The sequence below is a fragment of the Streptomyces sp. NPDC040589 genome (assembly GCF_055594445.1).
On the sequence record NZ_JBVIWP010000006.1, the window covers coordinates 377,061 to 389,243 of the forward strand.

Consider the following 12,183-nt stretch of genomic DNA (forward strand, 5'->3'; position numbering starts at 1 on the left):
CACAGTTGTTGAACTGTCACACCTTTACCTTCTCTTGACCATCAGGCGTACAACTTTCGGCGAGTTCCCCGAACGATCTGGCGCCGCTGTGACCAGCGGTCTTTCAATGGTCGACACCATGGCTCTGCAGCTCCCGTTCATCCGCGCGAGCCGGATGACAAGGACCGCCCCCCACCTCGTCGGCGGGCCTTTCGCCGACGACGAGGTGCTGCTCGACGCGCCCGACGCGCGGCTGAGTCCGGCGCTGGTCGCCGCCGCCCGCGGCGACCACGGACCGGCCGCCGGGCTGCTCCAGGCCACCCGCGCGGCGGCCGAGTGGGAACGACGCGACCGGTACGTGACCCGGCTGGCCGCCTTCGCCCGCTCACGCCCCGAATGGCTGGACGCCTGGCTCGCCACCGCCCCGCACGACCCCGACGCGCTGCTGGTCGGGGCCCAGCTGGCGGTGGACCGCGCCTGGCTCTCACCGGCCCGCACCGAGCTGCTGCGCGAGGTGAGCCCGCTGCTCACGGCCTCGGCCCGGGGCGACCAGCGGGACCCGGTGCCGTGGCGGCTCGCGCTCGACCACGCGCGGGGCGCGCAGGCCGGGCACAAGTACTTCGAGGAGCTGTGGGCGGCGGCCGTACGCCGGTCTCCGCACCACTACGGCTCTCATGTGGCGGCCCTGCGCTATCTGGCCGCCTACTGGCACGGTTCGCACCAGGAGTGCTTCGACTTCGCCGACCGGGCCGCACAGGACGCGCCCGCCGACGCGCTCGCCCAGGCACTCCCGCTGCGGGCGGCCTTCGGCTACCTGACCGACGGCTGCGGGCCCGAGGTGCCTCGCGAGCGGCTGGACGCGGCCGCCGACCGGGCGATCGCGCTGTCCCCGCTGCTGCCGGCGGCCGACCCCTGGCCCGCCCGGATGCGGAACCTGCTGATCTTCGTCCTGGTGTGCCTGGAGCGCTGGCCGGACGCCACCGAGCAGCTGCGGCTGAACGGCCCGTACGCCACCTCGTTCCCCTGGGACCAGGTGTCGGACGACCCGCTCGGACACTTCCTGCGGATGCGCGACGACGTCCGGGCCGCGACGGCAGGCCGGCCGTCCTGGCATCCACGGAGTGAACGGGGCGGACGAGTCCGCTCCGGCGACCATTAGGCTTTTGCGTCGTGACCACCGTCCGGCTCCCCCTCTTCCCCCTGAACTCGGTGCTGTTCCCGGGGCTCGTGCTCCCGCTCAACGTCTTCGAGGAGCGGTATCGCGCCATGATGCGCGAGCTGCTGAAGACCCCGGAGGACGAGCCGCGCCGGTTCGCCGTCGTGGCGATCCGCGACGGCCACGAGGTGGCCCCGAGCGCGCCCGGCATGCCCGACCCGACGGCCCTGCCCGACCGGGGCCCGCTGGCCGGTTTCGGCGCGGACCCGGTCAAGGCGTTCCACAAGGTGGGCTGTGTGGCGGACGCGGCGACGATCCGGGAGCGCACCGACGGCTCCTTCGAAGTGCTGGCGACCGGCACCTCCCGGGTGCGGCTGCTGTCCGTCGACGCCTCCGGCCCCTTCCTTACGGCCGAGCTGGAGACGCTGCCCGAGGAGCCCGGCGACGAGGCCGCGCCCTTGGCCGAGGGGGTGCTGCGGTCCTTCCGCCAGTACCAGAAGCGGCTGGCCGGCGCGCGGGAACGCTCCCTGGCGACCGGTGCCGAGCTGCCCGACGAGCCGGGCGTGGTGTCGTATCTGGTGGCGGCGGCGATGATGCTGGACACCCCGTCCAAGCAACGCCTGCTCCAGGCCCCCGACACGGCGTCCCGCCTGCGCGACGAGCTGAAACTCCTTCGCTCGGAGACGGCCATCATCCGTAATCTGCCGTCGTTGCCGGCGTCGGAACTGACGCGCGGCCCGATGAGCCTCAACTGAAGCGGACCGGCATGGCGAAGAAGTCGAAGAAGCAACAGCAGCCGGGGGGCACGCCCGCCACGGTCGCGCTCACGACGGCGGGCGTGGATTTCACCGTCCACTCCTACGACCACGACCCCGCCCACCCCTCCTACGGCGAGGAGGCGGCCGAGGCGATGGGCGTCTCACCGGACCGGGTCTTCAAGACCCTGGTGGCGGACGTCGACGGCACACTCACGGTCGCGGTGGTTCCGGTGGCGGGCCAACTGGACCTGAAGGCCCTGGCGGCCGCGGTCGGCGGCAAACGCGCGACGATGGCCGACCCGACCCTGGCCGAACGCACGACGGGCTACGTCCGCGGCGGTATCTCGCCCTTGGGCCAGCGCAAGAAGCTCCCGACGGTCCTCGACGAGTCGGCCTCGTCCCACCCGACGATCTGCGTCTCGGCGGGCCGGAGGGGCCTGGAGGTCGAACTGGCCCCAGAGACCCTGGCCAAACTGACGGAGGCAGTACTGGCACCCGTAAGCCGGGCTTAGCTGCGGGCGGCCGGTGCCGCCCTGGCTGCGGGCATGCGTGCCGCTAGGGGCGGCACGGGTGGGCGGTGGGGGTCCCCCCGCTCGAGCGAAGCCGAGAGTGGGGGAGGCACCCCGCTACGCCGGGCTGCGCAACGCCCCGCCCCCAGCCCACGCCGAGCACCTACGCAGCAGGCGGCGCCTCGTACGGCCCCTCAGGAAACTCCGGCTCCGGATCCCTAGGCCCGAACAGCGCCGTAAGCCCCAGATGCAACACCAGCGCGGCGAGCGGCCAGGCCAGCAACGCCCCCTTCGCGCCCAGCTTCAACGGCGCGGAGAACGTCACCCCCCGCCCCACATCCCTCGCCCGCGTGATGACATCCCCCGCGGGCCCGAGCCACACCCCGAGCCGCCAGGCCAGCAACGACCCGAGCAGCCCGCCGACAGCCAGGCCCACCACCAGCGGCACACCCCCGCGCCGGCGCAGCAGGAACACGACCAGCGCGCTGACGGCCCCGAAGCCCAGCGCGAGCAGCGTGAAGGTGCCGTCGACCCCGACGGCCTGCTCGCCCTCGGTGTCCTTGAGGTAGACGACCCAGTTGCCCTCCACCACGTCACCGACCAGCGGCACGTGCGGCGCGAGCCACCACCACAGCACTCCGAGCAGCACCCCGCCGAGCGCCACGGCCAGCGAGATCACGGCGGCTTCCCGCACTTCGGTCTTCATGCCGGGGCCGTCCTGTCCGTACCAGCCGTGCCCGGCGTACTCGGCGTGCTGAGAGCCGGGAGCCTGGGGCCCGTCGGCCGGCGGCTGCCACGCGTCCTGCGCGGAACGTTCATGCGGTGGCGGTGGCGGAGTCAGTGGTGCGGTCACCCTGCCATCGTGCCAGTCCCGCCTGTGCGCCGCGTCACCGGACGACCGCTCCGCGCTCACCGGACGGCCGCCCGGCGGTACGCCCAGGTCGCCACGGCCAGCGAGACGACGCCCACGACCCCGCACACGGCGAGGTCACCGAGCACGAAGGCCCAGTCGGGATGCGGATCGAACGTCCGCGCGAAGGCCTCGACCCCGTACGTCGACGGCAGCAGATCCCGCGCGAAGCGCACGACCTCCGGCATCCGGTCCGCCGGCAGCACGCCCAGCAGCAGCGCCGCCGACATGCCCAGCTGTCCGAGCAGCGTGGCCAGCTCCGGCCGGGGCGCGAGCAGCCCCAGCGCCGCCCCCAGTCCGGCGAGCGCGGCGCCCGCGAGCGGGATCACGGCCATGAGGACCCACAGATGGGCGAGCGGCAGCCCGAACAGCGCGCAGCCGAACACCGCCGTCACGATGGTCCCCGGCACCGTGAACGAGGCGTACGCGCCCGCCGCGCCCAGCACCACCGCCGCCGGCGGCACCGGCAGGGTCGCGTAGTGGTCGAGTCCGCCACTGGCCCGCAGCTGCCCGAAGTACTGCGCGAGCAGGTTCAGCGCGACGAAGGCGACGACCAGGACCGACGACCCGGCGACGACCGCCTGCGCCTCCGCCCCGTCGTCCACGACCCCGCGCATCAGGATCATGATCCCGATCGACTGGAAGGTCGCCACGAACAGCAGCGGGATCCGCGCGACCCGCGCCCGGGACAGCTGGGCCCGGTACACGGCCGCCAGCGAAGGCCACAGCCGCGCCCTGGGCCCGAGCTCGGCCGCGCACGCGGCGGGCTCCTCCACGGCCAGGGCACTGCCCGGCAGGACATCGGCGGGTACGACACTCACGTCGCGCTGCTCCCCTTCGCTCGGGTCCACTGCGGCAGTCGCCCTGTTCGGTACGTATGCGGCGGCCTGTGCACTCAAGCCCCCCGCGCCCAAGGCCCCGGTACTCCTCACGCCTTCACCAGCCCCTGCTGCACGGCACCGCCCAGGGCCAGGTACACGTCCTCCAGGCTGGGCGTGGCCAGTGTGAAGTCGTCCAGGGCGGCGAAGGCGGCCCCGCCGGTGACGGTGGCGACGACCGCCCGGGCCTCCTCGGGCCCGAGCCGGAGCGTCCAGCGGCGGCCCGACTCCACGACGCGGTCCCGCAGCGCTGCGACCTCGGGGACGTGCAACGGCGCCGCGTCCCGCCACACCAGTTCCACCCGTACCTCACCGGCGACCTGTTCCTTGAGCCCGGCCGGGGTGTCGCAGGCGATCACCTTTCCCCGGTCGAGGACGGCCACCCGGTCCAGTACGGTCTCGGCCTCGATGACGTTGTGGGTGACGAGCAGTACCGTCGTCCCCCGTTCGGCGCGTCGCCGGTCGACGGCGGACCACACGGCCCGCCGTGCCACCGGGTCCATGCCGGAGGTCGGCTCGTCGAGCACGAGGAGCGAGCGCTCCCCCACCAGTGCCGCGGCGAAGCACGCCAGGCGCCGCTGGCCCCCGGAGAGCTTCTTCAGCGGCCGCCCGGCGAGGGGCGCGAGCCCCAGCTCGTCGAGTACGTCGTCCCGCTCGGCCCGCGCGGCCCGTACGTCCAGGCCGCGCAGCCGCCCGGTGGTCTCGGCGGCGAGCGACACGGTCAGCTCGTCGAGGGCGGTCGACTCCTGCCCGAGGTAGGCGAGGATGCGTGCGGCCCGTTCCGGGTGGCGCACGATGTCGTGCCCGAGGATCTCCACGCTGCCGCGGTCGGGTCGCATCAGCCCGGTGAGCTGCCGTACGAGGGTGGACTTGCCGGCGCCGTTCGGCCCGAGCAGGCCGAAGATCTCGCCGCGCCGGATGTCCAGCCGTACGTCGTCCGTGGCCCGGACCTCGGGAGTTCCCGGTGCGCCGCGCCGGCCCCGGACCGCCGGATAGGTCTTGGTCAGCCCGCGGACCGCGCACACGACGTCACCATCGTGCCGAAATGCCTGTGCCGCGCGCTTACTCACAAGGGACGAGACTACGGGGTCGGGAACCCCGGCCGGCTCTCGGGTCGGTCCATTCCGGGGAAATCCGCTCGCAAGGATCTCAGTCGCCGACGGGCGTGTGCTCCACACCCGTGCGCACGCCGATCTCCCGCCAGAAACCGGCCCGGATGGCGTACCGGTCCCGCTCGTCGATCTGGTCGTCCTTGTGGGCGAGCAGGCCGAAGCGGGCGGCGTAGCGCAGCAGCTCCCCGTCGACCCGGTGCGGGATGCGCGGGTACATCCCGGACAGTTTCGGCAGCTGGCCCTGGTCGCCGAGGCGCTCCACCCAGCGCCGTGCGAAGACCTGCCCCACCTCGTACGGGTCGCCGCCGACCGTGGTGATGTCCTCCTCGCGGTCGGCCCACCGCTGCTCGGCCGTGGTCAGCTGGGCGAGCGTCGGCATCGAGGCGGCTTCTGGGGGCTCGGCCGTGGGCCGGTCGACCCAGCCCTTGTCGGAGGACCAGCGAAGGGTGGCGGAGGCGGGGGGCTGGGCGGGCTGGGTTCCGGGGGCGCGCAGGGCCGCCAGGTCTTTGGGCGTGGGGACGCCTTTGGGGGCGGGGACCCGCTCCTCGGTGCCGTTCTGCCCGGGGCCGGCCGCCGGGTGCGGGGGCGGCGGGGCGGTCCGCTCGGCCGTGGCGGCGAGCGAGGACTCGGGCAGCGGCGCGGAGAGGATCGCGGCGATCTCGGGCCGGGGCACGGGCTGCGGGGCGCACACGCCGGTGTACTCCTTGGCGCGGACCGCCTTGGTGATCCACGTCCGGTCCAGGACGCGCCGCTCGTCGGCCTCGGCGACCAGGTCCTCGGACTGGTTGTAGTCGCCGTCGGCGGCTTGGACGGCCCACAGATGGACGGCGACGCCGTGCTCCTTGGCGGCCATCATGCCGGGCAGCAGGTCGCCGTCGCCGGTGACGAGGACGACGTCGGAGCAGGCGCGGTTGCGGGCCAGCTCGGTGAGCTCGGCGTGCATCGCGGCGTCCACGCCCTTCTGCGCCCAGCGGCCGTCGCTGCGGGTCAGCGCGCCCAGCCGGACGGTGACCCGGGGCATCACGCGCAGCCGGCGGTGCTCCGGTTGCGGGACGCGGTCGGGGGCGCCGTCGAACCAGTAGATGCGCAGCAGGGGCTGCTGCGTATCGGACTCGGCGCGTTCGCGCAGCCCCTGGATGAGGGCCGTGTGGTCGACGGTGATGCGGGACCGTGAGGGCTCCCCGGCGAGGAGACTCGCCGCGGCTCCCAGCAGATACCCCGCGTCCACCAGGACGATGCAGCGGTCCACACGACTCACCCTCTTCCCAGGAGGTTTGCTTCGGGCTTGCTTCGAGTCTGCCCGACGGCGCGGAGGTTAACGGCCGGAACTCGATCTTCGGCGTGGCGTTTCGGGAGTTCCCGCTCCGACCAGCCCTGTCACGCACGGTAATTGTCCGACATGCGATCGTTGTCGGCCTGTGTGAATCTGGTCCCGGCCCTGGCCCCTAGATCCCCCACAGGAGGCACCACCATGGCCAAGAACAAGAACCGTGAACGCAAGCAGCGTCCCACCGAGCGTGGCCAGCGGGCGGACCGCAGCCCCGCGGCGCAGACGGAGCCCCAGCCCGAGGCCGAGGTGGCCGCCCCCGGCGACCTGGCGACCCGTAAGCGGAAGCGCAGCTTCGGCCACAACTGACATCTGCGTGACGGGTCGTTGAGACCCACCCACTTGCGCATATGCGTGAGGGGCGTACCCGGTACCGGGTACGCCCCTCACGCGCATCGAGAGCCCTCAGCCGGCCAGGCAGGACGGCCCGAGCAGCACCTTCAGGTCACCGAAGAGCGCCGGGTCCGGCTTCACCCGGTGCCGGTCCAGACGCAGCACGGTGGTCTTGGTCGGTCCCTGGAGCTTGATCCGGACCTCGCTGTCGCCCTTGTGGTGGCTGAGCACCTCGCCGAGGCGGCTGACCAGCGGCGGGGTGACCCGGGTGGCCGGGATGGTGAGGATCACGGGCGCGTTGGTGCCCGCGTTCGACAGGTCCGGCACCATCAGTTCCATCGCGACGAGCCGCGGCACGTCCTCCCGCTTGTCGAGGCGGCCCTTGACGAACACCACGGCGTCCTCGACGAGTTGCGTCGAGACGAGCTGGTAGGTCGCCGGGAAGAACATGCACTCGATCGAGCCGGCGAGGTCCTCGACGGTGGCGATGGCCCAGGCGTTGCCCTGCTTGGTCATCTTGCGCTGGAGGCCGGAGATGATGCCTCCGATGGTCACCACGGAGCCGTCGGAATAGTCACCTCCGGTCAGCTGGGAGATGCCGGCGTCGGCCTTGTCGGACAGGATGTGCTCCAGCCCGAACAGCGGGTGGTCGGAGACGTACAGACCGAGCATCTCCCGCTCCTGGGCGAGCAGATAGGTCTTGTCCCACTCGTCGGGGGAGAACTCCACGTCAAGACCGAAGCCCGGCTCGCTGGTCTCGGCCGCCTCGCCCATGCCGCCGAAGAGGTCGAACTGGCCCTCGGCCTCCTTGCGCTTGACCGCCACCACGTTGTCGATCATCGGTTCGTAGTGCGCGGTCAGGCCCTTGCGGGTGTGGTTCATGGCGTCGAAGGCGCCGGCCTTGATCAGCGATTCGGTGGTGCGCTTGTTGCAGACCACCGCCTCCACCTTGTCGAGGTAGTCCGGGAAGGAGACGTACTTCCCCTTGGCCTTGCGGCACCTGATGATCGACTCGACGACGTTCGTGCCGACGTTGCGAACGGCGGAGAGGCCGAAGAGGATCACGTCGTCGCCCTGGGCCGCGAAGTTGGACATCGACTCGTTGACGTCCGGCGGGAGCACCTTGATGCCCATGCGGCGGCACTCGTTGAGGTAGACGGCCGACTTGTCCTTGTCGTCCTTCACCGAGGTGAGCAGGGCGGCCATGTACTCGGCGGGGTGGTTCGCCTTCAGATACGCGGTCCAGTACGAGACCAGGCCGTACGCGGCGGAGTGCGCCTTGTTGAACGCGTAGCCGGCGAAGGGGACCAGCACGTCCCACAGGGCCTGGATGGCCTCGTCGCTGAAGCCCTTCTTACGGGCGCCCGCCTGGAAGAGGACGAAGTTCTTCGCCAGTTCCTCGGGCTTCTTCTTGCCCATGACGCGACGGAGGATGTCGGCCTCGCCGAGCGAGTAGCCGGCGATGATCTGGGCGGCCTTCTGCACCTGCTCCTGGTACACGATCAGGCCGTGGGTGACGTCCAGGACCTCCCTGAGGGGCTCTTCGAGCTCCGGGTGGATGGGCGTGATCTCCTGCTGGCCGTTCTTTCGAAGGGCGTAGTTCGTGTGGGAGTTCATGCCCATCGGGCCCGGGCGGTACAGGGCCGACACGGCGGAGATGTCTTCGAAGTTGTCCGGCTTCATCAGCCGGAGCAGGGAGCGCATCGGGCCGCCGTCGAACTGGAAGACGCCGAGGGTGTCGCCGCGCTGGAGCAGTTCGAAGGTCGTGGGGTCGTCGAGCGGGAGGCTCAGGAGGTCGATGTCGACCCCCTTGTTGGACTTCACCATCTTGACGGCGTCGTCCATGATCGTCAGGTTGCGCAGGCCGAGGAAGTCCATCTTCAGCAGGCCGAGCGACTCACAGCTCGGGTAGTCCCACTGGGTGATGGTGACCTTGTCCGTGTGCCTGACCCAGACCGGGACGTGGTCGGTGATCGTCTCGCTGGACATGATCACGCCGGCGGCGTGCACACCCATCTGGCGGACCAGGCCCTCGACGCCCTTGGCGGTGTCGATGACCTTCTTCACGTCCGGCTCGTTCTCGTACATCCCCCGGATCTCGCCCGCCTCCGAGTAACGGGGGTGCTCGGGGTTGGTGATGCCGTCGAGGTTGATGCCCTTGCCGAGGACGTCGGCGGGCATGGCCTTGGTGAGGCGGTCGCCCATCGCGTACGGGTAGCCCAGCACGCGCGCCGAGTCCTTGATCGCGTTCTTGGCCTTGATGGTGCCGTAGGTGCCGATCATGGCGACCTTGTCGGCGCCGTACTTCTCCGTCACGTACCGGATCACCTCGACGCGCCGGCGCTCGTCGAAGTCGATGTCGACATCGGGCATGGAGATGCGCTCGGGATTGAGGAACCGCTCGAAGATCAGGCCGTGCGGGATGGGGTCGAGGTCGGTGATGCCGAGCGCGTAGGCGACGATCGAGCCGGCCGCGGAGCCTCGGCCGGGGCCGACCGCGATGCCCTGCTTCTTGGCCCACATGATGAAGTCGGCGACCACGAGGAAGTAGCCCGGGAAGCCCATCGAGATGATGGTGTCCATCTCGTACTCGACCTGCTTGGTGCGGTCGGCCGGGATGCCCTCCGGGAAGCGGCGCTCCATGCCGCGCAGGGTCTCCTCGCGGAACCAGCTGACCTCCGTGTACCCCTCCGGGATGTCGAACTTGGGCATCAGGTCGCGCTTCTCGAACATGCCCGTGGTGTCGACCATCTCGGCGACCAGCCGGGTGTTGGCGCAGCCCTCCTGCCAGGCGTCCGAGGAGTCGATGGCGTACATCTCGTCGGTGGACTTCAGGTAGTAGCCGGTGCCGTCGAACCTGAAGCGGTCGGGGTCGGAGAGGTTCTTGCCGGTCTGGATGCACAGCAGGGCGTCGTGGGCGGACGCCTCGTGCGAGTAGGTGTAGTGCGAGTCGTTGGTGACCAGCGGGGGGATGCCGAGCTTCTTGCCGATCTCCAGCAGGCCGTCGCGGACCCGGCGCTCGATCTCGATGCCGTGGTCCATCAGCTCCAGGAAGTAGCGCTCCTTGCCGAAGATGTCCTGGTAGTCGGCGGCGGCCTTGAGTGCCTCGTCGAAGTGTCCGAGGCGCAGCCGGGTCTGGACCTCGCCGGAGGGGCAGCCGGTGGAGGCGACGATCCCCTCGGACCACTGGGAGATGGTCTCCTTGTCCATCCGGGGCCACTTCTGGAGCCAGCCCTCGGCGTACGCGTCGGAGGACAGCCGGAAGAGGTTGTGCAGGCCGGTCGAGTTCACCGCCCACATCGTCTTGTGGGTGTAACCACCGGAACCGGAGACGTCGTCCCGCTTCTGGTGCGGCTGGCCCCACTGGATCTTGCGCTTGTTGCGGCGGGACTCGGGCGCGACATACGCCTCGATGCCGATGATCGGCGTGACCCCGGCCTTCTGCGCGGTGTGGAAGAAGTCGTACGCCCCGTGGAGGTTGCCGTGGTCGGACATGGCGATGTGCGACATGCCCATCTCGTTGCACGCGTTGAACATGTCCTTCAGCCGCGCGGCACCGTCCAGCAGCGAGTACTGGGTGTGGACGTGCAGGTGCGTGAACGGCGGCTTTGACACGGCTTCGGCCTCCAGGGAGAACATCGGTCGAATGGGGTCCGACAGGCTGCGCACAGTCTGGGGGACAGCGTCGAAGTCTATGCCTCGGCACTGACACTCCGAGGGCTGACCCGCGTACCTTCATGCGAGGGTCGCGGGCACTCCCCCGACCCGCCGCACGTTAGTCAAGGGGCGGACCTGCCGCCCTGAACATCTGCACCAGGAGGCACCCAGCGATGTCGTTCCCGCCGCTCGACGACGAGCACCGCGGTGAGGAGATCCTCACCGTATTCGACACCGCCTTCGGCCAGCTGCTGGCCGCCGACCCGGCCGCGTTCCGTGTGAAGTTCCGGAAGATGGCGGCCTCGGCCTTCGCCTTCTACCGGGGCACGGCGTGCCTCTTCTACAAGGACCTCGAGGCGGAGAAGCGGGGCGGGCCGTACCTGGACGAGCGCACCTCGCGCGTGTGGATCCACGGCGACCTGCACGCGGAGAACTTCGGCACGTACATGGATGCGAACGGCCGGCTGATCTTCAACGTCAACGACTTCGACGAGGCCTACGTCGGCCCGTTCACCTGGGACCTGAAGCGTTTCGCCGCGTCCATCGCGCTGATCGGGTACGCGAAGGCGCTCAGCGACGAGCAGATCTCCGAGCTGGTGACGATCTACGCGGTCGCCTACCGCGAGCGGATCCACGCCCTGGCCACGGGTGCGAAGAGCGACGAGGTGCCGCCGTTCACGCTGGACACCGCGCAGGGCCCGCTGCTGGACGCGCTGCGTGACGCCCGCTCGCTGACCCGGTTCGGCCTGCTGGAATCGATGACGGAGATCCGCGACTTCGAGCGCCGTTTCGCGCCGGGCGGCGGCTCCGTCGAACTGGACGCGGCCACGCGCTACAAGGTCCTCGCCGCCTTCGACGGCTACCTGGAGACGCTGCCGGACAGCTCGCTGGCCCGCCCGGACTCCTACCGCGTGAAGGACGTCGTCGGCCGGCGCGGCATCGGCATCGGCTCGGCGGGGCTGCCGTCGTACAACATCCTCCTGGAGGGCCACAGCGACGCCCTGGAGAACGATGTCGTGATCTACATCAAGCAGGCCCAGACCCCGGCCGTCTCCCGGCACATCACGGACCAGTCGATCCGCGACTACTTCCAGCACGAGGGGCACCGCACGGTCATCTCCCAGCGCGCCCTCCAGGCCCACGCCGACCCGTGGCTGGGCTGGACGGAGCTGGACGGCTCGGGCCAGCTGGTCGCCGAGGTATCGCCGTACGCGGTGGATCTCGACTGGGGCGACATCGACGACCCGGAGGAGATCGCCCAGGTGGTGGCCGACCTCGGCCGGGCGACGGCCACGATGCACTCGGCGGCGGACGACCAGTCCGGGGAGTCCCTGGTTCCGTTCTCCACGGAGCGGGCCATCGACGCGGCGATCGCGGCCGACGAGGACGGCTTCCCGCCGCTGCTGGTCGACTTCGCGCACGGCTACGGCGCACGCGCGCGTGCCGACCACCAGACCTTCGTGGACCTGTTCCGCAACGGCCGGATCCCGGGCCTGTAGCCGGGGCTTTTGCCATCCGCACCCTCACAGGCATCCTTTAGGGGTCCCTTACAGGCCCCCATGAC

General features: G+C 70.7%; 10 protein-coding genes. 5 read left to right on the top strand and 5 right to left on the bottom strand.

Annotated elements, in window-relative coordinates:
• The first annotated feature begins 106 nt into the window (after window positions 1-106).
• Genes ACZ58V_RS27650 through ybaK form a run of 3 tightly spaced genes read left to right on the top strand, consistent with a single transcriptional unit; the run spans window position 107 to window position 2,405 of the window.
• Complete coding sequence (locus ACZ58V_RS27650; RefSeq protein WP_468193465.1) at window positions 107-1,138, top strand: hypothetical protein; 1,032 nt, start codon at window positions 107-109, stop codon at window positions 1,136-1,138.
• An 11-nt stretch (window positions 1,139-1,149) separates the two neighbouring features.
• Complete coding sequence (locus ACZ58V_RS27655; protein WP_189729016.1) at window positions 1,150-1,890, top strand: LON peptidase substrate-binding domain-containing protein; 741 nt, start codon at window positions 1,150-1,152, stop codon at window positions 1,888-1,890.
• Between the two features lie 11 nt (window positions 1,891-1,901).
• On the top strand, window positions 1,902-2,405 hold the full coding sequence (gene ybaK / locus ACZ58V_RS27660) for a Cys-tRNA(Pro) deacylase (RefSeq protein WP_468193467.1): 504 nt from the start codon (window positions 1,902-1,904) through the stop codon (window positions 2,403-2,405).
• Window positions 2,406-2,565: 160 nt separating this feature from the next.
• On the opposite strand, the gene ACZ58V_RS27665 is transcribed toward ybaK, so the two are convergent.
• From ACZ58V_RS27665 to ACZ58V_RS27680, 4 genes are all read right to left on the bottom strand, one after another.
• Window positions 2,566-3,255, bottom strand: a complete 690-nt coding sequence (locus tag ACZ58V_RS27665) for an AAA family ATPase (protein ID WP_468193469.1) — start codon at window positions 3,253-3,255, stop codon at window positions 2,566-2,568.
• Window positions 3,256-3,311: 56 nt separating this feature from the next.
• Window positions 3,312-4,133: an ABC transporter permease gene (locus ACZ58V_RS27670; RefSeq protein WP_468193471.1), complete on the bottom strand. Its 822-nt coding sequence runs from the start codon at window positions 4,131-4,133 to the stop codon at window positions 3,312-3,314.
• A 107-nt stretch (window positions 4,134-4,240) separates the two neighbouring features.
• Entirely contained in the window at window positions 4,241-5,215 is a 975-nt protein-coding gene (locus ACZ58V_RS27675) for an ABC transporter ATP-binding protein (protein ID WP_382499059.1), read from the bottom strand.
• 124 nt (window positions 5,216-5,339) lie between these two features.
• The gene (locus ACZ58V_RS27680) at window positions 5,340-6,551 is read right to left on the bottom strand and encodes an NYN domain-containing protein (protein WP_469411181.1); all 1,212 of its coding nucleotides are present in this window, start codon (window positions 6,549-6,551) and stop codon (window positions 5,340-5,342) included.
• A gap of 222 nt (window positions 6,552-6,773) precedes the next feature.
• Here ACZ58V_RS27680 and ACZ58V_RS27685 point away from each other — a divergent pair, with 222 nt between their 5' ends.
• Window positions 6,774-6,938: a hypothetical protein gene (locus tag ACZ58V_RS27685; RefSeq protein WP_471293186.1), complete on the top strand. Its 165-nt coding sequence runs from the start codon at window positions 6,774-6,776 to the stop codon at window positions 6,936-6,938.
• Between the two features lie 96 nt (window positions 6,939-7,034).
• Here the strand turns inward: ACZ58V_RS27685 and dnaE are convergent, their stop codons facing one another.
• On the bottom strand, window positions 7,035-10,577 hold the full coding sequence (dnaE, locus tag ACZ58V_RS27690; protein ID WP_468193645.1) for a DNA polymerase III subunit alpha: 3,543 nt from the start codon (window positions 10,575-10,577) through the stop codon (window positions 7,035-7,037).
• A 215-nt stretch (window positions 10,578-10,792) separates the two neighbouring features.
• On the opposite strand from dnaE, the gene ACZ58V_RS27695 reads away from it, so the two are divergent.
• A complete protein-coding gene (locus ACZ58V_RS27695; protein WP_471293188.1) occupies window positions 10,793-12,118 on the top strand; it encodes a DUF2252 domain-containing protein in 1,326 nt (441 codons plus the stop codon).
• Window positions 12,119-12,183 lie beyond the last annotated feature (65 nt).